Here is a 24,805-nt window from a genome sequence, read left to right on the forward strand (position 1 = left end):
CTACATTTGGGACAGCCCCCGGAAATTATGATTGCATGTACATTAGTAATGAAAAACAAAGAATGCCCGTGATAACGAGAATGGTGTCCATACCTCGCCACTGTAAAGTGTTTTTCCTCAGCAGCAGCTGTTTGCCGTCGATTTTTTTCAGTTCCATCGCAATGGTCATTTGCTCTGCCTTATGAAACATAGCGAGCAGCAAGGGGACGACCAGCGCCGGGATATCTCGTGAACGAACAATCCCCGGTCGGATTGATGCTTTGCCTCTGGCTCTTACGATGGCTGAGAACCGCTGCCACTCCCGCAGGATGAGCGGAATGAAGCGGAAAATCAAGGAAACGGCCAAAGAAAACGATTCAACCGGCAGCTTAACTTTGCGGAAATATTTCAAGGCCCAATTGAGCCCTTGCACGAGCTGACCATAAGGCGTCGTAACGGCTAGCCAATAGCCTGCCATGAGGACGAGAAACAAACGTGTCAACGTGAGTGCCGTGCTCCAGCCACGCTCCGACGAGAAACCAAGCGGAAACTGCCCTTCAGCGGTTGACCAGTCCAGCCCTGCCAGAAGGATCGAAATGAACATGAAGATCAGGAATGGCAGGGCGATCTTCATGCTGCCGCGAAGGACGGATCGCGGGAGGCCGAGAAACGCGAGGCTGAGGAGCAGCATGGCTGCCGCGAGGCCGCTCCACTGCTGCTGCTGCATCGTCCCGATGACGAGCAGCAGGTAGAGCAGCCACTTCGCGCGCGGGTCGAGCCGCAGCATCGCGGCCTGCGGCGGCTTCGAGGCCACGCCCGCTTCGCGCGTGGCCTGCTGGATCGGCGCTTCCGCTTGCGGCGCCGGCCTAGGGCTGGCGCTGGCGCATTCGCGCAGCGCCTCTGCGATCGCCGGCGCGGCAAGCGCCGGCGTGAGCCGGTCCGGCGCGATGGCGATGCCATAGCGCGCCAGCTCTATAGCGGCCTCCACGCAGCTCGGGAGGCCGACCCCCGCGCGCGTCAGCACCTCCGGCGCGCGGCAAAGCTCTTCCGGCGAGCCGTCGAAGACGAGCGCGCCGCGGTCTAGAACGAGGACACGGTCCGCTAGCGGAAAGAACGTGTCCAGGTCGTGCGTGGCGATGACGAAGCCGCCACGCTCGCGCACGCGAATGATGCGCAGCAATTCGCGGACGGCTGCCGCCTCTAAGCCGGCAGTTGGCTCATCCATGAGGAGCCAATCCGGCGCAGTGGCGAAGGTTGTGGCCAGCGCGAGCCGGCGCTGCTCGCCGCCGCTCAGCGAGAAAGGCGAGCGATCCATGGCGATGACGCCACGTGGATCGAGATCAGAGCAAGCAACGCGAATGCGGCGCTCGCGTTCGTTCGCCCCGAGCCGGTAAGGACGCAAGGAGTACGCGAATTCTTGGCGTACACTGCGCGCGAACAGCTGCTGCTCGGGGAATTGAAATATCAGACCTAGACGCAGAAGATGGGCTTGGTCTACTTTCCGTTTGTGCCACAATGGCTGCTCATCAAGGGTAATCGTTCCTAAGGTTGGTTCCAGAATACCGGCCATGACCTGCAGCAGTGTTGATTTCCCAGAACCCGTATGACCAATCAACAAGGTCAGCGATCCTTCCGACAAGGTGAAGTTGATATCTTTCAGCAGTTGATTGTTAGGGTCATCCGGAGCATCTACCCGAATGTCCTGCAGAGCTATGGACATAAGGTTGCCACCGCCTTAGCCAGCTCTTCCATATCTAGCGGGAGGAGGTCAAGCTGACAACCTTGCTGCAGTAGACCAATGGCTGTCTTGACCACAAAAGGCGGATCAAACCCTAATTCCATACATGGTGTCATGACCGGTAATTCTCCCCCTTCTCCATAAAAAAACGCTCTCGGCTCCCCATCAAAGCTTATCCGTCCCTCTCCAAAACCAACGACACGGGTGGCATCCGCCAACTCTTCCAAACGATGGGTAATCCACACAATCGTCATCCCACGTTTATTCGCTTCACGTACCGCTTGGCGTACTTCCTTCCTTGCCGCAGGGTCCAGCATCGCGGTCGGCTCATCTAATACAAGAATCTTTGGTTGAGCAGCAAGCGCTGCTGCGAGATTCACCAACTGCTTTTGCCCACCGGATAACGTGTTAAGCGTACGCTCGATCGGGATCGTCAGTCCAACGGCAGACAAGGTTTCAATGTACCATTCTTTACGTGCTTCTGTGCTTAAATTCTGCCCATCCGGCAGGTAGTCAAGCTCTTCCTGAACCGTATCTCCAACAAACTGGGCATCCGGTATTTGCAGCACACCTCGGGTTAGCCTATGCTGGTTTTGTTTATGCACGAACTGCCCATCAGAGAGCGGACTTAAGCCCAGTAATACGCTGGCTAGTGTGCTTTTGCCGCTGCCATTGGGTCCTATAACTACAATCCACTCACCCTGATGAATATCCATGGAGACATCAGACCACACTTGCCTTCCTTCTCCCGATTCTGTTCGATAGATCACGGAGGCTTTCTCCAAAGAAGCTAAAGTCTCACTGTTTGCCATATGTAAAATGTTCCTTTCACTTTCACAAAAGATGTGCTATCATCTGAATTGTTAACCATTGTTGATCAAGTTGGTTGACAATACATCAACAATAACAGAAACAGGAGCGATGAACAATATGAAACTCACTCTACGCGGCGTTGTTTTTAGTGCACTATTTGCCGCTATTCTCGTTTTATTCAGCTTTGCGAAAATTTCTCTTCCTATGACACCCGTGCCTATTACATTGCAAACACTCGCGGTTATGCTGGCTGGCGGACTTCTGGGAGCACGCTATGGATTCCTTAGTATGGCACTCGTTGTCGTCCTCACAGCCATCGGCTTTCCCCTGCTTCACGGGAATGGCGGTTTAGGTGTCGTCCTCGGACCTACTGGCGGCTTCATTATGATTTGGCCTATTTCGGCCATGCTTATCGGTCTTATTTTACCTCGTATACGGATGAATGGCATCATGGGATACATCGCAGCATTCTTTGTCCTTGAAGTATTCGGCTCTCTCATTCTATATCTGGCTGGAGTTCCTTGGTTAATGTACAAAGTACCAACTTATACATTCGCCAAAGCTATGGCAGCAGCGTGCTATCCATTCTTACTAGGGGATGCTATCAAAGCCGTGGTTGCAGCACTCATCATTGCTCCTGTTCGCCAAGTATTTCCGCCACAAAGACTTACGGGTTCCTCTTCACATAGCGTGGTTAAAAGTAATAGTCCTACAGATCTTAGCGTTTAAGACTCTAGTTTCCATGAAGGTGGGACCGTTCACCTAACTAAAAATTAACGAACAACGGCCTTACAGCCGTAGAAGATCTGAGCACATACTCAAATCTTTTACAGCTGGAAGGCCGTTTTTTGTTTTGCTTTTCCGAGTGGGGATATCAAATTTTTACGATTTTGTAATGTGCAGCACGGAATTTTTATTCGATTGTAATGCCCTGACGTGTAAGCTAGTTCTTGTAGACAACAGCACGATGCAAACAACAGCGCAATCCAAACATCATCGAATAGGAGTGTTATATATGAAAAACAGCAAAAAGACATTAGCCGCATTAACGATCACAGCAACCGTAGGTTTATCAGCCATTCTTCCGTTCAATGCACTAGCAGCTAGTCCTTTCACGGATTCTGCCAACACAGCTCAAGTTCAAACAGCGATCGAACAATTAGCACAGCAGCAAGTTGTATCCGGGTATGAGAATAACACCTTCAAACCGAATCAGACTGTGACTCGCGCAGAGGTTGCCAAAATAGTCGCATTAGCGCTTCATGTGAGCATGGACCCAGCTGCAGCCAACCATTTTAACGATGTAACGAAAGGCGATTGGTTCTATTCCTATGCAGTTGCCCTTGAGACTCTAGGTGCCATGAAAGATACTTCCGGACAATTCCGGGGAGGTCAATCCATCACTTCCGATCAACTTGCTGACTTGATTGCGAACGTGTTAAAAGTTGAAAAAACAGCGGTAGAAAAGCTGCCAAGCTTTGCATCTATCACAGGCAGTCAAGTGACTCGTGGTCAAGCCGCTCTTCTTATCTTTGAAGCGCAGCAATTAGCTCCTATTCAAGTGACTAAGCTCCAAGCTTTGAATGCCATAACACTGCAAGTTACTTTCTCGGCACCTATTCCGGCGGCAGAATTGGAACTGGATCAAGCGTCCAAAAACTTTGTTTTTGACAACGGCCTAGCGATCAATAATGTTCCACGGTTAAAAACAGGATCCAAATCCACCTACATCATACCAGTACCTACCCAAAAAGTCGGGACAACTTACACGCTGACTTATAAAGGTAAGCCTGCTGGAACTTTCACAGCGAGCACGGAAAAAATTGCCCTGAAATCCACGGCGCAGGTAGCGAGTGATTTGTTTGAAGTTGAATCCCATTTGGCTGATGGTGTTGCTGATTACGGTTATGTGATTGCTGCTTACAGCAAAGGCCGCCCAGGTTCATTCATCGTTGACGAAAACAACACCTATAATGGCAAAACGTATCAAATTCTTTCATCCATGCGTAACCGTCAGGTGCAAATTACCCCAGAGGGCGGCGCAACAATGACAGCGAACTACTTGCCATTCACACAAGCAACTGATGGCCGACAAGCACCTAAGTTTATCCTACCTAACGGTGAAACGTTCCATGCTGGTGTCAAATATACCGTTTCGGCTGACTGGGCTACTCTCGCGAATCCAACTTTTACAGCCAAAGAAATCGCACCATTGACGATCCAATCTGCTGCCGCGGTTGATACGAAAACCATTGCTGTGACTCTTTCGCAAGATCCTAAGGATGAAATTTTCGTCTCCCGCCGTGTTACACTTACCGCAACTGACGGTACTGTGTTAACTGCTGAATACACGCTGACTTCACGTAAAGGCGCTGTAGGTACTTTCGCTCTTCTTAATAACGCTCAACTCGTTCCAGGCACTTCTTATACCATTGCTCCAGTAGGCAAATGGTCTAATGCAACAGGCGTCACTTTGACTTTAACAAAATAATCTTCACATTAAGATAGAGATCCGAGGGTACCTTGAATGAGGTGCTCTCGTTCTATTATTTATCCCTATCCCACAAATCCGAGGTGAATTCCCTTGTTACGTAAAAACCTTTCATTCCTGACATTACTGACTCCGCTCACACTGCTTCTTCTATTAATTGGCTGCGGGTCACGTCCCGACGCGGCCGTTGGTTCCAACATCACAGCAACTTCAGCACCTGTTCCCACACCGTCAGTACCTTCAACAACACCTGTCGTTAGTCCAAAACCAATAAATACCACTCCTTCCGATGCTTCCGAAACCATTTTGATGGTTACACACTCGAAAAGTGACTATCTATCTTTCTTAAACCCAGCTTCCGGCAGCTTCGAGAAACTCATCGTCGGTCAATCTCCTTTCGCTATTGCGGAAGGGCCTAATCATCGCGCCTATGTATCAACAGCGGAAGGTATCGCTGTGGTGGATACTCAGTTACGTAGACGCGTAGCCCTCGTGCCCTACCAAGCAGATGTAGGTAAACCTCAATTTGGCGAATATCGTCCCGGCGGCATGGGTATCGCTGTGTCGCCCGACGGCCGATACGTCTATGTAGGTGTTTACTTACCCGGCAGAAGCAGAAGCCAATTAGAAATCATGGACACGGAGAATCTCGCCATGACAGGCAGTGTCACCGTCGGAATCCGACCGTTCGATGTCATTGCCAGCCTTGATGGCCGTGAAGTTTACAGCATCGACCATGATTCTTACTCCGTGACGGCTATCGATCTTGCCAGTAACAAAGCTCGCACCCTTGAGGTAGCTCCGTATGGTCGCGGCGGATTCGAGAAGCCCCATTATGCGGCGGTTCGATCCGATGGCCGTCTACTTTTGCCTTACCAAGGCCGCGGCCTCGTCGTTCTTGACCCTGTCAGCGGCAAGTATGAGACGAAGCCGCTAACCGGCAACACGCATCAGGAGGGCGTTGCCCTCACACCTGACGGCAAACAGCTGCTCATCTTCGGCATCGGCTCTGCCGGCAGCGCAACCGGCAAGCCTAACTTAACAGTGCTGGACATAGCTACTCATGCTGAGAAAATCATTCTTCTGGCCCGTATGCACCAAATGATCGCCACCAGCGCAGACGGTCGTTACGCCTACCTCACAGGCGGCGTTACTTATGCCGATACCGGTTGGAACGGCATGACCGTTGTTGACTTGGCGTCTGGCGCAGTCCGCGACTTCGAGATCCCTGATTACCCTTTGGATGTGCAGCTGCTGAGTCGGTAAGGTGGTTTTTCATCGTTAAATAGTCTCATGCCAGCTTGAAATAATCTGGATCATTGCGCGGAAATAAGAGTCCCTAGAAGCTTCTATTTCGAGAAAAAGTAGCTAATGGTGGGAAATAAGAGTCTCCAGAGACTCTTATTTGATGCCGAACACAGTGAATCTGGAACATTCCGTGGAAATAAGAGCCCCTAGAAGCTTCTATTTCGAGAAAAAGTGACTATTGGTGGGAAATAAGAGTCTCCAGAGACTCTTATTTGATGCCGAACACAGCACAAATAAACTTTAATGATGCAAATCATCGTCTCAGCGGCTTTATCATCAAAATGATGGCCTTCAGACACTCTTTTATGATGTTTTACATCACTAAAGTTGTCCTCTTAACGGAAAACACCTACTTTAGCGATAAAAAACATCGTTTCAGCCTCTGACGTGTAACTTTTCCGATAGTGAGAAGTCCATTTCGCCTCTCTCAGTTTATTTTGCATGTAATGTAAAACCAAAAGTCCCTTACCCGATAAACGGGCAAGGGGCTTTTTCTATGGGATCTTGCTTTATGGGAAGTTGCTTAGCAAACGGCCGCATGCTTCCTTCACCCATGCTTCGCCATGTAGCCCACCCCAGGGTAGGTGACAATAATCTCCTGCCCCTCTGCAAGGCTCTTAATTTTTTGGCGAATTCTCGCTATCGTGACCCGCAAATATTCAACTTCATCGCGGTATTCACTTCCCCAGATTTCACTTAGCAGCTGTTCATGGGTCATAACTTTGCCCGCATGCTGCAAGAGCAAAGCAAACAAGTTATACTCGGTCTCCGTAAACTTAACCTCAATATCTCCCAGCCATATTCTACGCTGAGCAAGATTAGCCGTCACGGGTCCGAGCGTGATCTCGCTCGTTGTGACGGGCGTCGCCATTCGGCCATCCATCCGGCGAAGAACTGCATTCACTCTAGCGAATAGTTCATCTAATGAGAATGGCTTCGTCAAATAATCGTCTGCTCCTAGGTTGAGTCCCTGCACTTTATCCGCCCCATTGCTTCGCGCAGTCAGCATGATGACTGGTACGCTGGAGTAGGAGCGCAGCCTTTTGAGCACGTCGAATCCGTCCATGCCCGGCATCATCAGATCAAGTAAAATCAAATCCGGATCAAATCCCTCAATCTTCTCAAGCGCCTCAGCGCCGCTTTGGCAGGCCAATGTTTCGAAATCCAACGATTTGAGGTTCGCTGCAACGAAACGCACGATTTTCGGCTCATCATCAACGATCATAATCTTCTTCTTGTTCACTTTCAGCTCTCCTTCCCTTGGAAGCTCGGTATGGAGAGGATAAATGTACTTCCCTCACCAGGCTTGCTCAATACGCGGATCTCTCCGCCGTGCGCTTGCATGATCCCCTTGCAGATCGCTAGACCGAGTCCGGTCCCGCCGGTTTGACGGCTTGATGACACATCAACTCGGTAGAAGCGGTCAAATATTTTATCCACCTGCTCTGCAGATATCCCGATGCCATTATCTTGAACTTCCAGATGAACATAACGCTCATCCGCTTCAGCGGTAATTCGAATTATCGGATGCTGCTCGTTATAGCGAACTGCGTTCGTGAACAAGTTCACGAGGACTTGCTCCATGCGCAGCTTGTCCGCGTAGACCAAAGGCATATCATCGGCCAGATGCACCTCGAATTGGGTATGCTCATAGTTCGCTTGCTGCGGGAGCCTTCTTTTGGCGCTTTCCACGACTGCTTCCAATCGGAGTGGCTGCGGATTGATCCGCATGGCACCCGATTCGATCTTCGATATATCCAACCACTCATCGATCAGATCCTGAATGCGCCCGATGTCTTCATGAATTCCCTCCAGCAGCTCCTGTTTAAAGCTTTCTTCCCACTGAGCATCCACACGAAGAAGCGTCTCGACACCACCGCGTATACTAGTAATTGGGGTTTTAAATTCATGGGATGCAAGGGAAATCAGATCATTCTTAAGCGCATCGATTTCATGCTCCTTGGTCATATCACGCCACACATAGCCGCGGCCAAAAACTCGCCCTTCTCTAGCCACTTGAAACGCCGAAACCATCATAAAGCGCTCTTTGCCCTGCTCGGATTTCACCGTAAAAGCACCCTGCACCCTCGGCTCAGCAGTAAGCATCTGCAGTTCGTCTTGACGTTCGGGCAGCAAAAGAGCAATCCTTTCAAACAGCGCAGCCTCATTCATTGCCCCCAACTCCGACATCGGAATTGCGAAGATTTCGGCCATCCGATGATTGGCATACACAACATTATGCTTCACGTCGATCAGGACAACCGCATCGGACATGCTTTCCAGAACGGCATTTAAGGTCGCATGCTCGTCCTGCAGCCGCTGGGTTCGTTCCTCAACACGATTCTCAAGCTCACTGTTGAGCTGCAGCAGCGCTCCTTGATTTTCCTTAATTTGCTCAGCCATCCGGAAGAAATGATCAGCCAGCAATTGTAGTTCCAGAGGTGAACCCTGAGGAACGACTTTGCTGTCCGGCTTGGCGAAGGTGCCTCCTGCTAGACGCTGCGTGTAGCCAACCAAGGCATGAATGGTTCCATTCAGCCGTTTCGCCAGAAAACTGCCTAGCAGTACGGTCAAAATGAGTGTGAACACCAGCAGCAATATCGTGATACGGAGAGATTCGATGAAAGCAGCATTGACTGCGGCTTTGGACTTACTTACCCACACGATCCAATCGATTTCGGGAATGGCCTTATAGGTAATCAGTTCTTTGTGAGTGGAGGTGCTTAATTGGTAAGTTCCTTCCCCCTGTCGCTGGACTCGTGCATCTTCGGCAACAGGCTCCTTCGATAAATCCGCCATGGATTCAGTCAGTGCTGCGTTCGGATGATAGATGGGTTTACCCGCATGATCCAGAACAACTGGATACGCTTCTTTGCCATAATCATATTTAGTAACGAGCTCCTTAATGGGAGCTAATTCGAGCACGGCGAGCACAAAGCCATCAGCTTGCTTATTTCCCTTATATATCGGTACAGCAATCGCGACTGCCGACTGATTCAAACTTTCTGGTCCCCGGAATAGCGAGGATATGACGGTCTTTTGTGCGGCTTGTACACGTTTGGTGTAATCTCGCTCCTTGACGTCGGCGCCAATGAGTGAAGCATTCGCTGCAGTGTGCGTCGCTTTGATGATCCCATTTTGATCTACAACGTAGATGCCCGTGAAGCCTGCCAAGTTTTCTTGCAGCGATTGCAGCTTTAGCGTTAAGCTCTCGCGTGTACGGAAGGCAGCATCAGACGCCGAAATTGTAGCAGCCAACGTTTCAACCGCATTTCGATGATAGTACATGTAATCTTGGATGGCATCCCCCAGTCGATAGGTTGTCTGCCGCTGATTCTGATTGGACTCCTGCGTAATATGGGTAATTTGAGAAACTTGAAAACTGCCTAGAATTAGTATCGGAATCATCGCCATAATAGCGAAAGTTATGGTCAAATGCGATCGCATAGAATAATGTTTCAAAACAGGGTTCCTCCGCTCTAGCAGCACTATTCTTAGATGTGTTCATTAGCTCTATTTTACCATTAGCAAAAATGTAATGAAAATGAAATCTGAAATTCATCTGATTTTAATGAAGTAAGCTTATAATAAAGTTCGACCCCCCTTTAAAATATATACTTAGACCCGCGGCCCGTTGCTGTGGGTCACTTTTTTGTTATAATGTATAGAAATGTATAGAAACTAAACAAAAAAGGGCGGCTTCTTATGGAAAATGACCTAGAGTTGATTACGACCAAATTTCGCGAAATTAAAAATGTCATCTCCTCTTATTTGATGCAGGTGCTGCCTCACTTTCAGATTTCACCGATTATGATGTATGTCTTGGAGTTTCTGCGCAAACACCCTGAGTGCATCGCGGTGGATATCTCGAATGAATTCGGGCTAACCAGAGGCGCTATCACTCAGCTGTTAGATAAATTGGAATTGCAGGGTTTGGTCATCCGCAAGCCGCATCCCACTAGTCGCAGAAGTCAGCTCGTTCAAATGACGGATAAAGGAAATGAACTGATAATTAGCATCTTAGCTGCGTACAATAAAAAAATCGAACAGCTATTTACCAGCTATTCCAAGGAAGAATTGGCTGCGCTCAAACAGCTTTTAGAAAAATTGCCACTATAATCCCAACGTTCCTGTTGGGATTTTTTATTTTCATCTTGACTAATTTGTTTAATCAATATATTGTTTAATTAATAAACAGTTTAAAACATAAACACATAAGGAGTGTTTTGATTGAATAAAATTATAGCGATCACCGGAGCCTCATCGGGTATAGGCTTAGCGACTGCACTGCAATTTTCTGAGATTGGTTGGACGGTTTACGCAGGAACGCGCAACGTGGAGCGTGATCAAGAGAAATACGGCCATCAGGCTAATCTTCATTTTATCGAAATGGAAGTCACCAGCCCTGAATCTATGGAAAATGCATTTGCCGTTATCGAAAAGAACCACGGTCACCTTGACGTTTTGTTCTGTAATGCGGGCTTTGGATTTTTGAGAGCCTTGGGGCAAGCGACTATGGAGGAGATTCATAACGTTTTTGATACGAATGTTTATGGAGTTATGCATACGATTCGCGCAGGGCTTCCGCTGCTTCGCAAGTCAGATGCTGGACATCTGATTGCAACAACAAGTGTTGGCGGCTTGGTCGGGCAACCCTTTAATGAGATTTATTGCGCGGCTAAATTTGCCGTTGAGGGTTTGTTAGAAAGTTTAGCAACCTACTACAAGCCCACATTTAATATCGATGTTACGCTGCTTGAGCCCGGCGCGATTGCAACCAATTTTAACAGCACCGTCCTCGGTCACGTTCAAAAAACCGGCGGCATTCTAGAAGATGAATATAAGCCGATTATCACGCAGTATTTGGACACCTTCACCAAGCGGAATTTGGTGCCTCAAACGTCAGAATCGGTTGCAGAGGTGATGGTTAAATTAGTCACGGAGCTGGATCCGAAGCCATTACGCATTCGAACATCGGAAGCTGCGGAAGCTTTCGTCCAATATAAAGTGAGTCAAGATCCCACTGGTCTGGACGGCATGCTCAACACTCGTAAACTGCATTTGAATAGGTAAAAATCAAATACCACTTCGGAACGTCACAACGTTCTGCAGTGGTATTTTTCAGTAGATAAGAAAGTATAAGATTTATACTTTTGCTTCGCATCTACCTTGACAAACGCGCTCGTCCCAGAAGGACGACGGAGTCGTTTATCCTTGAATCCAAAAAAAAAATTGCATAAACTAATAACATTAGTTAATATATTATTATAATTAGTTTGCCCGTGAAAGGGAGTGTTGTTATCATGATGATCGTGATGAAAGCCGCCAATTTAGGCTTACGTTTTCTGTTAGAACTTTGCATCCTTGCTTCCCTTAGTTATTGGGGATTTCACGTTGGCAAAGGAGGGCTGCTCAAAGGCGTTCTGGGCATTGGCACTCCGCTGCTGGCAGCCATCCTATGGGGCATGTTCGTTTCACCGAAAGCTTCAATAACCGTCTCTCAGCCTCTTCAATTTTTCATCGAACTCGTTATTTTCGCAGTTGCCATTATAGCCCTTTATGTAACCGGCAAACATTCTCTCGCTATTTGTTTCGCTCTTTTTTACATTCTTCATCGCATTCTGAAGTTCCTCTGGGATCAATAAATCGCGGTCACATTTGGGCGACGAGCAGCCCATCTTTTACAATAACGGTAAACGCAGTTAGACTTTTCGAAGGCACGTTCAGACACACACCTGTATGAGAATCGAATTCCCAACCATGTAAGGGACATACCAGCTCTCCACGTTCCTCTTCTACCATTCCCCCAGCATGCGGACATTTGCGCGACACTAAACGGTAGCTATCTGGTTCGTCGTTTTTCAAAATCCAGTACTTTTGGTTTTCAATCTCAACTTCTGCGGGTAGATCTGTGAATCGTTGTTCCGGACCCAGTTCAATTTCTTTCATCCTAATCCTCCTAGCAAAATGTTGATTACTCCGTCTTAACAGTTTATCGCAATCCAAAGGCTTCTACACATAATTTCCCACAATGTTACGATAGGATGTCCATAATCTTTCGGTACAGTAAGAGTGTAAGGGAAATGACTAACATTCCCTACAAGCTACATATAACCGAGAGGAGTTTTCTAAAATGAAAACACAATGGAAAAAACGCGCAGCTCAAACTAGCCTGCTAGCCGTAATCGCAACTATCGCATTCGGAGCCGTAACTGCATCCGCAGCAGACACGAACAAAGATACGAAATTGATTCAAGGTATTCAAATCTCACAACCTGAAGGCAGTAAACCAGCCATGATGTTCCGTGCGACTAGTGCTAGCTCAGGTCTACTAATGCAGCCATCGCATGAGCGAAACTACTGGAAACTGCTTGCCAGTACCTATTCACCAGAAACTTTATCCGACTGGAAGAAAGCGTTGGAAGATCGCAAACAGGTAGAAAATGAGTTTCCAAAGCCTACTTTTGCTAAAAAAGTGATCTTTAAAAAAGATGCTGAGACTGGTAAAACAGAGGAGAAAGTCCTGACTGAAGACGATGCGCTTCAATTGGAGGGGCTCACAGATTCCGTTACTGCCGTTCCTGCCCTTCCTTCTGTTGCTATCAATTCAGATGGTGTTATAACGCCGCCTACCAAAGATATCATGATCAAACAACTGGTTACCCAAGCACTTCCACTTGAGGGTGCTGTAGCTGGTGATATAATGAAAGCGGAGCTACCGGAATCTTTCAAACGCCAGCAGAAATTAACAGAAGCGGTGGAAGCTGATGATACCGCGGCGATTAAAAGCCTATTGCCTGAATTGTTGAAGGATTATGTGAAGCAAACCGAAGAGCTTCGCGAGTTGACGAAGAAATTGAAAACAGAAATTCCAGCACCCGCTGAGAAATAAAGATTGTTTAGCTGTTTGAATCTAGTGGAACCGATCGCATTTTTAAGCGGATCGGCTCCACTTTTTCCCTATGTAATCAGGAGAGTAGGAGATTATGCAAATGTATCACATTTATCTGGTAGAAGATGAAGAGGATTTAAGAGGCGTCCTGGCAGCATATTTAGAGAAAGAGGGGTGGCAAGTGCGCTCGTTCCCCGATGGAACCTCAGCCCGAGAAGCAATCTCGGAGCGGCCGGACTTGTGGGTCCTCGATATTATGCTGCCCGGCGTAGATGGTTATCAACTGATGCGGGAAATCAAGGCGGATCAACCGATGCAGCCTGTTATCTTTATCTCCGCGCGGGATGCAGATATTGATCGGATTATAGGACTGGAGCTAGGCAGTGATGATTATCTGGCCAAGCCTTTTTTACCGCGGGAACTCGTGATTCGCACACGTAAATTGCTTGAACGTGTCTATGGGGAACGTCTTGGTGGATCGCTGGCAGCCGCCCAAGAACGCCGCGTGAAACTGACCGTTGGACCCTATCTGATCGATGAGCAAGGCCGCATCGTGACCGACGCCGATGGAACGAATCCGGAGCTTACGTCGAAGGAATTCGAGCTGCTGCTTTACCTGGTGAACCACCATGGACAGGTGCTTGAACGTCAGCAGGTGCTTACCGCTGTCTGGGGCATCGATTACTTCGGTACGGATCGTGTCGTCGACGATTTGGTGCGAAGATTACGCCGGAAGCTGCCGGAATTGCGACTTGAAACCGTATATGGTTACGGATATAGGATGGTGAAAGCATGAGAATGCGTCTGGGAAATTGGCCTCTTGCGGTTAAGCTATGGGGGGCGTTCGCCTCCTTAACACTTTTGATTTTTACGCTGCTCGCCATTCTGCTTCCTTGGACATTGAAGGGATTTTTCACTGAGCAGTTGTATGATATTTTACTCGATACTCAGAGCGGTCTTCGTGTGGAAAGCAGCAAAGCATCAACTTTGGCAATCCCCGCGGAGCCAATCATTCAACTTCCGGTTCCCAGTTTTGTACAGGGCATACCTATGGACAAGCGCATTTTGGTCGTACCGAAAATGGACCCCAATGAAACAAGCAATATCCTCCCTAATGAAACTTTGGGGATACGAGCAATCTCGCCTCTTCAAGCGACGACATTGAGCGGACCCGCGATTCAGCATTTCATGATAAGCGGTACTGCTGCCAGCAATCAAACATTTGCTTCGAGCGCTACCATAAGCGAGCCCTTCATGCAGGCTATGGAGCATGATGCCTTCGCACAACAACTGCCCGTAGAAAAATATACACGGAGTATTGAGAATAAGAGTATCTTCTATGTGATTCGAAAAGAAGGTGATCTAACGAAGCCCAACTTCATCGTCTCGTATGCTTGGGGAAACTATCGTAACGATCTCGTGATGACGATGTTTGGCCGGCTCATGCTGCTGATGGTAGGTCTTATTGTCATTAGCTGGCTCCCCTGTCTGGGAATTGCTCGCTACTTCACACGTCCACTCGTTCAGATGGAGCGCCATGTCGGGCGAATGGCTGAACGTGACTGGCACGAGCCTATCTCAACAAGCCGCAAGGATGAGATTGGCCGGCTAGCCAAAGCGATTGAATCCATGCGGCAGCGGTTAGTGCGCCAAGATCGGGCGCAGCAGTTCTTCCTGCAGCACACGTCTCATGAGCTGAAGACGCCTGTGATGGTGATTCGCAGCTATGCGCAATCCATACAAGACGGCGTTTATCCAAAGGGAACCCTCAATGAAAGCGTTGGCGTTATTATGAAAGAGGGCGAGCGGTTGGAGAAGCGGATTCGTGACTTGCTGCTGCTGAATAAATTGAACTATTTAACGGCCCGAGAGAAGCCTTTTCAGCCTTTTGAGATTAATGCAGTCATTGAAGATGTGGTTGAGCGACTGCGGTATCGTCGTCCAGAAATCAAGTGGGAGATGGATCTCGCTCCTCACACCACACTACTTGGTGACCAGGAACAGTGGAAAATAGCCTTGGAAAATATGCTCGACAACCAGCTCCGCTATGCCAAAAGCTGCATTCGTGTCTTGATCAAATCACAGTTACTCGACAATGCAAATGCGATAAAAGGGCAACCCTCCTTATCTGAGTTTTGTATAAGTAATGATGGCCCGCTTCTTGATCAAGCCATCGCGGACAGCCTGTTTGAGCCCTTCCGCTCCGGTGGCGATGGCCAATTCGGACTTGGCCTCGCCATTGTGAAACAAATTATGGACCATCACGGCATGACGGTTCGCGCGGCGAACCAGAGAAATGGCGTATCCTTTTATATCGAACCAGGAAAGCATGCGGACAAAACTAGCGTCCCAAAAGTTTCATAAAGACAAAAAAGCACAAGCAACAGGAAACCGATTCCTGATCGCTTGTGCTTTCTTCCATTGTTCCATAGATGCTCATCTAAATGGGACGATTATGATTTTTTTTCGAGCTTGGCGGAAATACCAGTGAGTAAGACGGCAACTAAAACCATCAGTCCCCCAATCCATGGCGTATGCACAAGTCCCATAGAGCCTACAACCACACCGCCAATTATAGAGCCAATGGCAAATCCGATGTTGAAGGCCCCTATATTGAGGGCTGAAGCCACATCTACTGCGGATGGAACTGTTGTCCCAATACCGAATGCACTGATGGCAAGGGCAAGAAGCGCCCATTTCCCTGAATTCGATGTTTCTTTTTGTATAGTAGCGGACTGTGCGAATGAACGGCTCTACCCTTTAACATTTCGGCTCTGAGTGCTATTATATTTGTATAAGAACTTTTTGATAAGTACGCACTTTGAAGTAGTATAGATACATTTAAGGTATATAGGTACTATATAGTACCCTTATTTTCAAAAGGAGGTTTACCTTTATGCCCTATAATATTCCAGTTGAAGCCACGCTTGATGTGATCGGTGGTAAATGGAAGGTCGTCATCCTGTGCCATTTGGACAAAGGGGACAAACGAACAAGTGAGTTAAAAAGGTTAATGCCCGAAATTACCCAGAAGATGCTTACCCAACAATTACGCGAGTTGGAACAAGACGGAATGGTGAAAAGAACAAGTTATGATCAAGTGCCACCGAAAGTGGTCTACTCCTTGACCGATTATGGTTGGTCATTCAAACCCATTCTGGATGCCATGTGCAACTGGGGGGAGCAGCATATGAAAGAAAAAGATATGGCTCCCATACTAACTCATTAAGCTAAGGTGATACAAGTAACTAATCCCAGGAGGTGTTTGCTTTGAAGATCATGATTTCAGCTTCGGAAGCCATGGAAAAAGGGGTCTGGGCAGAGATACTTCGTCTCTTCGGGAGAGATAAAGATGAGGAAATATGGCCTCAGGAGGAGTTTATATTAACTGAGGAGCAGGCTCTTAAGTTGAATCTTATAAAGAAATAAGCGATTCTATTGAAGACCATCCAGAGGGTGGTCTTCTTTCTAATGGTTTTAGAGCTGGTAACCGCTTCACGGATATATGCAGCCTTCTACCAAAGGTAGACTCCTTTATACGAACCGTCGTTCCGTTAAGAACAACTGCCAAAAAAATGACCCCTCCTGATGGCGGAAGTCCTCATGGATACTAGCAACCATCGCAAAGCAAAAAATGCCCCCGATAACCGGGAGCATTCGTATCATTTCACTATTAAGCTTTGACTTTTGCTTTGATCTCTTCAAGCGGCTTGTGGTTACCATATTTCGGATACTCGCGTGTGGATGGAGCCGCCCAGTGAACCGCATTGCTGATAACGCGGCGGATTTGCTCATTGTAGTACGTACGGTACGTCTCGTGCCCAGGACGGAAGTAGAAAATTTTCCCATTTCCGCGATTGAACGTGCAACCGCTGCGGAAAACTTCGCCGCCTTCGAACCAAGAAACCATGATCAGCTCGTCCGGCTGAGGGATATCAAAGTGCTCACCGTACATTTCCTCTGCTTCAAGATCGATGTACTCACCGATGCCTTCAACGATTGGATGGCCAGGAGCAACAACCCAAAGACGTTCCTTCTCATCAGCTTCACGCCATTTGAGGTCACAAGAAGTGCCCATTAGCTTTTTGAACACTTTGGAGAAGTGTCCGGAGTGCAGCACGATAAGCCCCATGCCTTGCCATACACGTTTTTGAACGCGGTCTACGATCTCGTCCTGCACTTCGTTATGTGCCTTATGTCCCCACCAAATGAGTACATCTGTATTATTCAAAACTTCTTCGGACAAGCCGTGTTCAGCATCATCTAATGTCGCATACGTGACATCAACGGCTCCGCTCAAACCTTCACCAATCGCCGTATGGATACCATCTGGATACGCTGCGCGTACGACTTCGTTTTCTTTTTCATGACGGAACTCGTTCCAAACCGTTACTCTAAGCTTCTGACTCATCTTCTTATTCCCTCCAGGGTAGCGTATTCATTCATACTTTTGAGTATAGTCACTCCCTCGCCGAAAATAAAGGCAAGATCCTGCCTAATTCTTATTCAATAGTGTCCTTCCTCTTCAAACAATGATATACTCATTACTGATAAACCTTACATTTCACCACTTTTTACGTATTCAAAAATGTCTTTTACAGTAGTGAGGTATACATATCCATGGACCCTATATATAGCTCTAGCACCTTCACCGAGATTGTTAATGAAGAAGTCATTTACCAGAACCCATTGCTCTTCTTGAAAATATGGGAAATGAGTTCTGATACCCCGCAGTTCGGGCCTCCTACTCCTTGGCGTTGGCATTCACATATGCAAGTTGAATTTCTTGTGGTCATAGAAGGTCAACTCGGCATCCAAACGAAGCACGATTTTACGGTGATGGCCCCTGGAGATGTCATGGTCTTGGGCTCTTCCCAGCCGCATCGTACGTATAAGCATTCAGCGGATGCCTTGAGACAGATCGTTTTTCAGATTGATCTAAAGCAGCACTTTGACCTTAGCACCATGCCCTACCTGCACTGCTTTTCGGAACTTACTCATCCACTTGAGCAATTTAATGAGCTGTTTCAAGGCAATACAGCCGTCAAGCAAGCTGCTTACAACTTCATCATGCAGATTTACGAAGAGTCGCAATCCCGTAAGATTGGGTACGAGTTGGCGATCAGTGCAGCGATCAAAAATCTCTTACTCTTGATGCTGCGCAATGACAACCGAGATTTCTCGGCTCTTGCCGAGGACTCTGGCATTTCTCGCGTGCGTCCGGCACTAGACTTTATCGACGAGCATCTGAGCGAACGGATTTCGGTTGAAGACATGTGCAGTGTGCTCAATTTGAGCTATCATTACTTTATTAAGTATTTCAAAAAGGTGATGGGGATATCCTTCGTCGATTACGTTAATTACAAGCGGATCAAAAAAGCCGAGCGTCTCCTTCTCACAGGCGACCTCAGCATTATGGAAGTAAGCTTTGAAGTAGGCATACTGAATATGGCGCAATTCTACAAGCTGTTTAAGCGTCATAATCAATGCTCGCCCAAAGAATTTAAACAACGCATGCGCAGTCAATCAGGGCTGACGCCTCTGCTTGCGCAAGCGGACTAGCGCGCTTAAAGCCTCCATGGGAGATCCCGCAGGAGGCTTTGTTATATCCATCAAGGCAGGAAGCCTTGTTGGCTGACAAACACACGCTCCTGCGGGAAATGCCGCAGGAGCTGTTCGCGCACACGCTCGTACGCATCCCGACTGTACCAGTCTGGCAGCTCCAGCGCGTCATAGATAGCGCGCACGCCGATGCGTTCCGTGCGCTTGCCCCCACTGCCATCGCCCATGAAGTAATCGTCGATGCACACCCGATCCACGATGCCCGCAAGCAGCTCGGCGAAATGCTCCGAGCTCGGCAGCGCTGGCGCTATCGTGGCCTGCACTGGAATGCCGCGAGCTGCGAGCTTGCGAAGGGCATTTAGCCGCGTCGGAATCGGCGGCGCGGACGGCGTGAACGCTCGGCGTATATCCTCGCGGTCGGTCTCGACCGTCATGCTGACTCTTACGCGTTCGCCGAGCAGCTTTAATAGATCCGCATCCCGTGTCACGAGCGGACTGCGGGTCTGAACGAACAAGAAGTCCGGCGGATTCGCGGACATCACCTCAAGGAGCGAACGGGTGATTCGCTCCTTATGTTCGATCGGCTGGTAGGGATCCGTGGCCGATGACATGAAGATCGTAACCGGCCCTTTGCTCTTCGCTTTAGTCAGCTCCTTCGCTAGAAGCGCGGCCGCATTTTCTTTTACATCGACCCAATCGCCCCATGCGCCGCTGCGGAATAATGCGACCGGCATCTGCCTCACATAGCAGTAGGAACAGGCGAAGGAGCAGCCGGTATAGGGGTTTAGCGTGTGCGTATACCCCTTAAGAAAGCCGCTCGCTTTCGTGAGCAGCTGCTTCGCCGTCTTCCGGTTTACGTCAATCTTCATAGACTCACCTCCGCTTTTCCCTTTCGAGATCATCTCCTCGATAACCTAGTTAAATATCATCTAATTTCATCTATTACATTGGAGGATAGAGACCATCGATTCATTTCATCCAATCTAGTACTACATTGAGGTGTCTTAATCCAATGTTATATATACTCGCTTGAGGTTGCCGGATGAATGAATCCCTATCTCTGTTGAATGATGTTGTAGAATGTGCAACAATTGCTGCCTAGATATCGCCTTGCTAACTTCGTTGTTGCAAAATAGCCTCTAGGTGTGCGAATTATTGTAGAAATTACAACATTGGCACCACTATACCCATCATAACCTTCACAAAGCTGCTGAACGATTCTAAAATCAAATTTTGGTGTCACGGCCTACCCGTAGTGAGGAGGCATCATGAATGTATCGGCATTGGAGAAAATCCAATGAAATCTCAATTTTGACTTTAGCTTTTGTACTTTCATTGGAATAATCCAATGGAATTTTTTATTTTCTATGAAAATTGTCGATTCTACGAGTTTTAATTGGATAAACTCCAATAGAATCGGTTATCCATAGGCTTAAATTTAAAAGTACTGTAAAAACTCCAATGGATTAGAGTTAAGTGCACCCATATCCAATCATAATCCTGCTCGCTCCAACAACAGCAGCTTCTCCTTGTTCTGGAGTCCACCGCGGTAACCAGTTAGCGACCCATCCTTCCCCACAACACGATGACACGGCACCACGATGAGCACGGGGTTAGCCCCAATAGCAGTGCCCACAGCCCTAACTGCACTTATTTTATCCAGCTCCTGGGCTACCTGTGAATAACTAAACGTTTCCCCATGTGGAATCTCATGAAGCACACGCCACACCGACTGCTGAAAAGCAGTACCACGCAGATCCAACGGCAATGTAAATGTCGTGCGTAGTCCTTTCAAATACTCCTCTAATTGAAGGATATAGGGCTGCAGCTTCTCAGTATCCTCTACCCAGTTAGGCTCAGGCAGCTGCGAACGAGCCCATTTCGCTAATTCCAACCACGAACCCTCATCTACACCACCTGCAGGATCTCCTTCTTGAAATTGTAAATAGCAAAGCCCCTCATCCGTTGCCGCCATCAAAAAGTTATTTTCCAACAAACGAACGACTCCCCAGTAGATCAACTTCGTCTGCTTGGTTTGCATCTCAGACATTCCCTGCTTATATTGCTCCCCGGCTTTCACCCGCATAGTTTGCATCTTCGTTCCCTCCTCGGTTATGTTTAGAATGATTTTATTTGACGGAATTCCGTTGGCGAAAAACCGGTCTTTTTCTGAAACATCGTGGCAAAATGCGCCGCATTCGGTATCCCCACTTGAACACCAATTGCATTCACAGGAGCATTCGTCTCTAGAAGCAGCCGTTTGGCCGCTTCGATGCGTACTTGTTGAAGATACGTTAGAGGTGTGATTCCCTGCAGACGTTTGAAAGTCCTTTGCAGATGATAGACACTTGCATAAAAGTGATCTGCCAGGATCGTCAGCGTCAGCGGCTCAGCATAATGTTCATCGATGTGAGCTGTCATGAGCGACACCCATTCTTCATCAGGCAGCCTCACGCCGTCTGGCCTGCACCTTTTGCAGGGACGATAATTTTCCGAGAAAGCTGCTTGTCGGTTCCCAAAAATCCGGACATTCTCCCTTTTAGGCACCCTTGATTTGCAAGATGGCCTGCAGAAGATCCCAGTTGTCGTCACCGCATAATAAAACGTACCATCATAAGCCGCATCATTCGCAACAATCGCTTTCCAAAACCGTTCTTGCATGACTACCGCTCCTCTCAGCTCCATTTCCCTACTAGCTCAGTATACCCAAACTATGCTGCTCTTGTAAGGGATGGAGGATGAGAAAGCAAGATTACGAAAGCCGCCTTCAGCGATAATAGAGGAAGAAACTTTATCAGATACGAGGAGAACTTAACATGCCACATCTTCAACCATTCGACCCTTCTATCCTAAAATGGTGCGAGCAGACAAGCTCCCTTACACTGCCGCTTCCTGATCCTTTTCGATATGAGCAAAATCTCGGTTATCTATCCCGATCAACCAATGAATGCTTATTCCATGTGGATAACTTGGCTATTTACAAGCTGCTTCCGGCCCAGGATAACCATGTCCTAATCGCTGTCAACAGTGAGGATAATTCCCGGCTGCGTATACAACTACTCCATAGTACCGACGGTACCCTCACCTCCTCCACTCGTGAAGACGTGGCTCGCTATGTGTGGGAGTGGTTTGACCTTGGCACCGACCTTACGCCTTTCTACGAATTGGCCAAGGGTGATCCTCTGCTGAAGCAAGTCACTCAGGACTTTTATGGGCTGCGCCTGATGGGGATTCCAGATCTATTCGAGGCGATGAGCTGGGGCATTATCGGACAGCAAATCAACCTGACTTTTGCCTATACGCTCAAAAGACGTCTTGTTGAAGCTTTCGGCACGCGGCTAGACTGGGAAGGACGGACGTACTGGGCATTTCCTACACCAGAGCGAATCGCCGAGCTTACGTCTGATGCTTTGACCGCCTTACAGTTCACGGGTAAAAAAGCAGAATACTTAATCGGCGTTGCCAAGTTGATGACTGAGGGATTGCTTGTTCAAGAGGAGCTGCTGAAGCGGAACGATTTTGCCGATATGGAGAAAGAGCTGTTAAGTATTCGCGGCATCGGCCCGTGGACGGCCAATTATGTGCTGATGCGCTGCTTGCGGAACCCAGCTGCTTTCCCTCTTGCCGACGTTGGCTTACACAATGCTCTGAAGCATGTGCTTGGCTTAGAGCAGAAACCGACTATTCCTCATATTCGACAGCTTGCTGAAGGATGGAATGGGTGGGAAGCTTATGCGACTTTTTATTTATGGCGTGTATTATACTAGCCGAAAATGATGCGATTACGTGAGACTACCCTACAGATAACTAGACTAAGGTCCTGACCAAAACTTGACTTTCTGACGGTTCATAGCTTTACTTGAAACAGGTATAATTTATGTAAGATGGTTCATTTCTGCTGCGCAAATTAGAGATATTCATGCAAATTTCCACAAAAAATATACGGTTTTTTGTTACAAGGAGAGCATAAGTCATGAAGTTTATGGGACTAATTGAACAATTATTTGCACAATTTGGCTATTGGGTATTGTTGATCGGTTTGCCATTGGACGCTATTGCGCTTCCGATTCCTCCGGGAAATACGACGATGACGTATACGGGTTTTTTAGCTTATAAAGGGGTGCTTAATTGGTTTTTAGCCATGATTGCGGCCTGGGTCGGAAGTTTGATAGGCATGACGATTACCTATTGGATCGGATATAAACTGGGCACGCCTCTGATTGAACGTTATGGAAAACTTCTGTTTTTGAAGCCCGCGCATCTGCAGAAATCTAGAGAATATTACGCGAAGTATGGAAACAAATTGCTACTTTTCAGTTATTTCATACCGGGAATCAGACAATTTATCTTTTATTTTGTAGGCATCATCCGCGTTCCATACCGAATTTTTGCTTTATTCGCCTTCACAGGTTCCGCTTTATGGGTGGTTGTATTTTTCGGAATCGGTTACCTTTTCGGTGATCAGTGGCTTATCATTTTTATGTGGGTAGAAAAGTTTTTGATTTACACCTTGATTGGGTTGTGTATTGCGGTGGCTGTTTTTCTCCTCTTCAAATGGCGTAGTCGTTTGAAAACGGGGCTGCAAAAGCCTCAATAAAGCAGATGCCTAAATCATTTTATATACGAAAAAGGTTGCCCCTTCGGTCTTAGTAAGATCGAAAAGGCAACCTTATTTGATTTATTATGCCGCTGCTTTTTTACGGGTGAGTAAAATAAAACATAGGATCGCCCCTATTTCCATCACGGCTATGATGATGCCTAACGGAACCGCGGTTTGGCTGCCGCCAATACCGACCAACGGAGCAACTAGGCCTCCTATTATAAAAGAAAGCAAACCTAACAATGCTGCCGCGCTGCCTGCTGTTTTCCCTTGATTTTGAAGAGCTAGGGAGGAAGTTGCCACAGAAACAGGTCCAACGCTAGAAACGATAAAGAAAAAAGCCGCCAAAATCATATATAACCCTGCCCCGATTAGGGTAGAAATGAACAGTAACAAGCCGCCGAAAGCGGCAATGGCAAGACCACCAGCTAGCAATCGATGATTGCTTACTTTACCTGCTAACTTGCCCGTGATTTGACCGGCTATGATGACACCTAGACCGTTAATCGCGAAGCAAAGACTAAATATTTGCGGGGAAACGCCGAAAATATCCTGCAGCACGAACGGGGACCCCGAAATGTAAGCGAACATGCCGGCAAAAACGAGTCCCTGCGTTAACGCATAGCCCATGAACATACGGTCTGTGAGCAGTCCTCCGAACGTTCGGAGCGTGTTGGTGAGTCCACCTTTGGAACGACGCTCTGGCGGATGTGTTTCCTTCAAGCCCAACACAGTAGCAAAGAGCATAACCACACCGATCAGACTCAAGACAAGGAATACGCCACGCCACGAGGTGAACTGCAAAATTTGTCCACCTACGATGGGAGCAAGTATAGGCGCAGCCCCATTGACCAACATTAGAAGGGCAAAAAATTTCGTCAGCTCCACACCTTCATACATATCACGAACAATCGCACGGGAGATAACGATGCCAGCTGCACCAGCCATGCCTTGAACGAAACGCAGACCCAGAAATACCCAGATCGTTGGCGAGAACATGCATAGGACCGAGGAAATCGCATAAACAACAAGCCCAATCAGCAGTGGCATTCGCCTTCCGCGCACATCACTCACCGAACCGGCGATGAGCTGACCGATCGATAAACCGAGCATGCAGGCGGTTAAACTCATTTGTGCCAGCGAGGTGGTGGTATGAAGATCATTCGCGAGCACAGGCAGCGCGGGTAAGTACATATCGAGAGAGAGCGGGCCGAAAGAGGCCAGTGAACCGAGCACGAGCACAATCCATAAACGGTTTGAACGACTTACAGATAGCCTTGCTTGGGAAGCAATAGGATTAGACATCACGTATCACAAACTTTCATTCGTAGTAAATTTACGCTACCATCGAGATGTGATTTTGTCTAGTAGGTAACTTTTACAAAGCTGCGCCCAGACGAAAAAAGAGCCTCCAACAACTCC

The 24,805-nt window shown here is 47.9% G+C and carries 24 protein-coding genes and 1 pseudogene; 14 read left to right on the forward strand and 11 right to left on the reverse strand.

Annotated features, from left to right (window positions below):
- Positions 1 to 25 precede the first annotated feature (25 nt).
- Complete coding sequence (locus tag GC098_RS20090; protein ID WP_171645038.1) at positions 26 to 1,699, reverse strand: ATP-binding cassette domain-containing protein; 1,674 nt, start codon at positions 1,697 to 1,699, stop codon at positions 26 to 28.
- Positions 1,690 to 2,529 (reverse strand): ATP-binding cassette domain-containing protein, encoded by an 840-nt coding sequence (locus GC098_RS20095; protein WP_171645039.1) that lies wholly within the window; start codon positions 2,527 to 2,529, stop codon positions 1,690 to 1,692. The genes GC098_RS20090 and GC098_RS20095 overlap by 10 nt, the downstream gene beginning before the upstream one ends.
- 118 nt (positions 2,530 to 2,647) lie before the next feature.
- Here GC098_RS20095 and GC098_RS20100 point away from each other — a divergent pair, with 118 nt between their 5' ends.
- The 3 genes from GC098_RS20100 to GC098_RS20110 all read left to right on the forward strand — a co-directional run bounded on the left by GC098_RS20100 (position 2,648) and on the right by GC098_RS20110 (position 6,287).
- On the forward strand, positions 2,648 to 3,259 hold the full coding sequence (locus GC098_RS20100; RefSeq protein ID WP_171645040.1) for a biotin transporter BioY: 612 nt from the start codon (positions 2,648 to 2,650) through the stop codon (positions 3,257 to 3,259).
- Positions 3,260 to 3,545: 286 nt separating this feature from the next.
- The gene (locus GC098_RS20105) at positions 3,546 to 5,021 is read left to right on the forward strand and encodes an S-layer homology domain-containing protein (protein WP_171645041.1); all 1,476 of its coding nucleotides are present in this window, start codon (positions 3,546 to 3,548) and stop codon (positions 5,019 to 5,021) included.
- 93 nt (positions 5,022 to 5,114) lie between these two features.
- On the forward strand, positions 5,115 to 6,287 hold the full coding sequence (locus GC098_RS20110; protein WP_171645042.1) for a YncE family protein: 1,173 nt from the start codon (positions 5,115 to 5,117) through the stop codon (positions 6,285 to 6,287).
- Between the two features lie 589 nt (positions 6,288 to 6,876).
- Here GC098_RS20110 and GC098_RS20115 read toward each other — a convergent pair.
- The gene (locus tag GC098_RS20115) at positions 6,877 to 7,572 is read right to left on the reverse strand and encodes a response regulator transcription factor (protein ID WP_312880234.1); all 696 of its coding nucleotides are present in this window, start codon (positions 7,570 to 7,572) and stop codon (positions 6,877 to 6,879) included.
- 2 nt (positions 7,573 to 7,574) lie between these two features.
- Complete coding sequence (locus tag GC098_RS20120; RefSeq protein ID WP_171645043.1) at positions 7,575 to 9,791, reverse strand: ATP-binding protein; 2,217 nt, start codon at positions 9,789 to 9,791, stop codon at positions 7,575 to 7,577.
- Positions 9,792 to 10,034: 243 nt separating this feature from the next.
- On the opposite strand from GC098_RS20120, the gene GC098_RS20125 reads away from it, so the two are divergent.
- From GC098_RS20125 to GC098_RS20135, 3 genes are all read left to right on the forward strand, one after another.
- Positions 10,035 to 10,448 carry a MarR family winged helix-turn-helix transcriptional regulator gene (locus GC098_RS20125; protein ID WP_171645044.1) on the forward strand — a complete coding sequence of 138 codons (414 nt, stop codon included), beginning with the start codon at positions 10,035 to 10,037 and terminating at the stop codon, positions 10,446 to 10,448.
- A gap of 111 nt (positions 10,449 to 10,559) precedes the next feature.
- Positions 10,560 to 11,402 carry an SDR family oxidoreductase gene (locus GC098_RS20130; RefSeq protein WP_171645045.1) on the forward strand — a complete coding sequence of 281 codons (843 nt, stop codon included), beginning with the start codon at positions 10,560 to 10,562 and terminating at the stop codon, positions 11,400 to 11,402.
- Positions 11,403 to 11,632: 230 nt separating this feature from the next.
- The gene (locus tag GC098_RS20135; RefSeq protein ID WP_246358751.1) at positions 11,633 to 11,974 is read left to right on the forward strand and encodes a YrdB family protein; all 342 of its coding nucleotides are present in this window, start codon (positions 11,633 to 11,635) and stop codon (positions 11,972 to 11,974) included.
- A gap of 7 nt (positions 11,975 to 11,981) precedes the next feature.
- On the opposite strand, the gene GC098_RS20140 is transcribed toward GC098_RS20135, so the two are convergent.
- Positions 11,982 to 12,278, reverse strand: coding sequence for a Rieske (2Fe-2S) protein (locus tag GC098_RS20140; protein WP_171645046.1), 297 nt, complete (start codon positions 12,276 to 12,278; stop codon positions 11,982 to 11,984).
- A gap of 184 nt (positions 12,279 to 12,462) precedes the next feature.
- Here GC098_RS20140 and GC098_RS20145 point away from each other — a divergent pair, with 184 nt between their 5' ends.
- From GC098_RS20145 to GC098_RS20155, 3 genes are all read left to right on the forward strand, one after another.
- A complete protein-coding gene (locus tag GC098_RS20145) occupies positions 12,463 to 13,221 on the forward strand; it encodes a hypothetical protein (protein ID WP_171645047.1) in 759 nt (252 codons plus the stop codon).
- A 100-nt stretch (positions 13,222 to 13,321) separates the two neighbouring features.
- The gene (locus tag GC098_RS20150) at positions 13,322 to 14,017 is read left to right on the forward strand and encodes a response regulator transcription factor (protein ID WP_171645048.1); all 696 of its coding nucleotides are present in this window, start codon (positions 13,322 to 13,324) and stop codon (positions 14,015 to 14,017) included.
- The gene (locus GC098_RS20155) at positions 14,014 to 15,585 is read left to right on the forward strand and encodes a HAMP domain-containing sensor histidine kinase (RefSeq protein WP_246358752.1); all 1,572 of its coding nucleotides are present in this window, start codon (positions 14,014 to 14,016) and stop codon (positions 15,583 to 15,585) included. The genes GC098_RS20150 and GC098_RS20155 overlap by 4 nt, the downstream gene beginning before the upstream one ends.
- A gap of 89 nt (positions 15,586 to 15,674) precedes the next feature.
- On the opposite strand, the pseudogene GC098_RS20160 reads toward GC098_RS20155, so the two are convergent.
- Positions 15,675 to 15,869: pseudogene (locus GC098_RS20160) on the reverse strand (MFS transporter); the annotation flags it as partial.
- 248 nt (positions 15,870 to 16,117) lie between these two features.
- Between GC098_RS20160 and GC098_RS20165 the strand changes: the two are divergent.
- Positions 16,118 to 16,450, forward strand: a complete 333-nt coding sequence (locus GC098_RS20165; protein WP_171645049.1) for a winged helix-turn-helix transcriptional regulator — start codon at positions 16,118 to 16,120, stop codon at positions 16,448 to 16,450.
- Between the two features lie 41 nt (positions 16,451 to 16,491).
- Complete coding sequence (locus GC098_RS20170) at positions 16,492 to 16,650, forward strand: hypothetical protein (RefSeq protein ID WP_171645050.1); 159 nt, start codon at positions 16,492 to 16,494, stop codon at positions 16,648 to 16,650.
- A gap of 244 nt (positions 16,651 to 16,894) precedes the next feature.
- Here the strand turns inward: GC098_RS20170 and GC098_RS20175 are convergent, their stop codons facing one another.
- Positions 16,895 to 17,632, reverse strand: a complete 738-nt coding sequence (locus GC098_RS20175) for a ThuA domain-containing protein (RefSeq protein ID WP_047678043.1) — start codon at positions 17,630 to 17,632, stop codon at positions 16,895 to 16,897.
- A 209-nt stretch (positions 17,633 to 17,841) separates the two neighbouring features.
- On the opposite strand from GC098_RS20175, the gene GC098_RS20180 reads away from it, so the two are divergent.
- Positions 17,842 to 18,783 carry a helix-turn-helix domain-containing protein gene (locus tag GC098_RS20180; RefSeq protein ID WP_171645051.1) on the forward strand — a complete coding sequence of 314 codons (942 nt, stop codon included), beginning with the start codon at positions 17,842 to 17,844 and terminating at the stop codon, positions 18,781 to 18,783.
- 50 nt (positions 18,784 to 18,833) lie between these two features.
- Here GC098_RS20180 and GC098_RS20185 read toward each other — a convergent pair whose 3' ends face one another.
- The 3 genes from GC098_RS20185 to GC098_RS20195 form a co-directional block, all read right to left on the reverse strand.
- Entirely contained in the window at positions 18,834 to 19,652 is an 819-nt protein-coding gene (locus GC098_RS20185) for an SPL family radical SAM protein (RefSeq protein WP_171645052.1), read from the reverse strand.
- A gap of 623 nt (positions 19,653 to 20,275) precedes the next feature.
- A complete protein-coding gene (locus GC098_RS20190; protein WP_281367098.1) occupies positions 20,276 to 20,878 on the reverse strand; it encodes a methylated-DNA--[protein]-cysteine S-methyltransferase in 603 nt (200 codons plus the stop codon).
- A 23-nt stretch (positions 20,879 to 20,901) separates the two neighbouring features.
- On the reverse strand, positions 20,902 to 21,444 hold the full coding sequence (locus GC098_RS20195) for a bifunctional transcriptional activator/DNA repair enzyme AdaA (RefSeq protein ID WP_281367099.1): 543 nt from the start codon (positions 21,442 to 21,444) through the stop codon (positions 20,902 to 20,904).
- Positions 21,445 to 21,599: 155 nt separating this feature from the next.
- Between GC098_RS20195 and GC098_RS20200 the strand changes: the two genes are divergently transcribed.
- Together GC098_RS20200 and GC098_RS20205 are read left to right on the forward strand one after the other, a co-directional pair.
- On the forward strand, positions 21,600 to 22,550 hold the full coding sequence (locus GC098_RS20200; protein ID WP_171645054.1) for a DNA-3-methyladenine glycosylase family protein: 951 nt from the start codon (positions 21,600 to 21,602) through the stop codon (positions 22,548 to 22,550).
- A gap of 206 nt (positions 22,551 to 22,756) precedes the next feature.
- On the forward strand, positions 22,757 to 23,380 hold the full coding sequence (locus tag GC098_RS20205; RefSeq protein WP_171645055.1) for a DedA family protein: 624 nt from the start codon (positions 22,757 to 22,759) through the stop codon (positions 23,378 to 23,380).
- A gap of 84 nt (positions 23,381 to 23,464) precedes the next feature.
- On the opposite strand, the gene GC098_RS20210 is transcribed toward GC098_RS20205, so the two are convergent.
- A complete protein-coding gene (locus GC098_RS20210) occupies positions 23,465 to 24,688 on the reverse strand; it encodes a multidrug effflux MFS transporter (RefSeq protein WP_171645056.1) in 1,224 nt (407 codons plus the stop codon).
- Positions 24,689 to 24,805 lie beyond the last annotated feature (117 nt).

This window comes from Paenibacillus phytorum (assembly GCF_013141715.1).
Classification (GTDB): Bacteria; Bacillota; Bacilli; order Paenibacillales; family NBRC-103111; genus Paenibacillus_E; species Paenibacillus_E phytorum.

What these genes read in the sequence shown, in the direction of transcription:
- GC098_RS20165 (WP_171645049.1), top strand. Translation starts at nt 16,118, where the DNA reads ATGCCCTATAATATTCCAGTTGAAGCCACGCTTGATGTGATCGGTGGT.
- GC098_RS20100 (WP_171645040.1), top strand. Translation starts at nt 2,648, where the DNA reads ATGAAACTCACTCTACGCGGCGTTGTTTTTAGTGCACTATTTGCCGCT.
- GC098_RS20150 (WP_171645048.1), top strand. Translation starts at nt 13,322, where the DNA reads ATGTATCACATTTATCTGGTAGAAGATGAAGAGGATTTAAGAGGCGTC.
- GC098_RS20140 (WP_171645046.1), bottom strand. Translation starts at nt 12,278, where the DNA reads ATGAAAGAAATTGAACTGGGTCCGGAACAACGATTCACAGATCTACCC.
- GC098_RS20205 (WP_171645055.1), top strand. Translation starts at nt 22,757, where the DNA reads ATGAAGTTTATGGGACTAATTGAACAATTATTTGCACAATTTGGCTAT.
- GC098_RS20180 (WP_171645051.1), top strand. Translation starts at nt 17,842, where the DNA reads ATGGACCCTATATATAGCTCTAGCACCTTCACCGAGATTGTTAATGAA.
- GC098_RS20190 (WP_281367098.1), bottom strand. Translation starts at nt 20,878, where the DNA reads ATGCAAACTATGCGGGTGAAAGCCGGGGAGCAATATAAGCAGGGAATG.
- GC098_RS20210 (WP_171645056.1), bottom strand. Translation starts at nt 24,688, where the DNA reads ATGTCTAATCCTATTGCTTCCCAAGCAAGGCTATCTGTAAGTCGTTCA.
- GC098_RS20135 (WP_246358751.1), top strand. Translation starts at nt 11,633, where the DNA reads ATGATGATCGTGATGAAAGCCGCCAATTTAGGCTTACGTTTTCTGTTA.
- GC098_RS20185 (WP_171645052.1), bottom strand. Translation starts at nt 19,652, where the DNA reads ATGAAGATTGACGTAAACCGGAAGACGGCGAAGCAGCTGCTCACGAAA.
- GC098_RS20105 (WP_171645041.1), top strand. Translation starts at nt 3,546, where the DNA reads ATGAAAAACAGCAAAAAGACATTAGCCGCATTAACGATCACAGCAACC.
- GC098_RS20175 (WP_047678043.1), bottom strand. Translation starts at nt 17,632, where the DNA reads ATGAGTCAGAAGCTTAGAGTAACGGTTTGGAACGAGTTCCGTCATGAA.
- GC098_RS20195 (WP_281367099.1), bottom strand. Translation starts at nt 21,444, where the DNA reads ATGCAAGAACGGTTTTGGAAAGCGATTGTTGCGAATGATGCGGCTTAT.
- GC098_RS20090 (WP_171645038.1), bottom strand. Translation starts at nt 1,699, where the DNA reads ATGTCCATAGCTCTGCAGGACATTCGGGTAGATGCTCCGGATGACCCT.
- GC098_RS20125 (WP_171645044.1), top strand. Translation starts at nt 10,035, where the DNA reads ATGGAAAATGACCTAGAGTTGATTACGACCAAATTTCGCGAAATTAAA.
- GC098_RS20200 (WP_171645054.1), top strand. Translation starts at nt 21,600, where the DNA reads ATGCCACATCTTCAACCATTCGACCCTTCTATCCTAAAATGGTGCGAG.
- GC098_RS20155 (WP_246358752.1), top strand. Translation starts at nt 14,014, where the DNA reads ATGAGAATGCGTCTGGGAAATTGGCCTCTTGCGGTTAAGCTATGGGGG.
- GC098_RS20145 (WP_171645047.1), top strand. Translation starts at nt 12,463, where the DNA reads ATGAAAACACAATGGAAAAAACGCGCAGCTCAAACTAGCCTGCTAGCC.
- GC098_RS20095 (WP_171645039.1), bottom strand. Translation starts at nt 2,529, where the DNA reads ATGGCAAACAGTGAGACTTTAGCTTCTTTGGAGAAAGCCTCCGTGATC.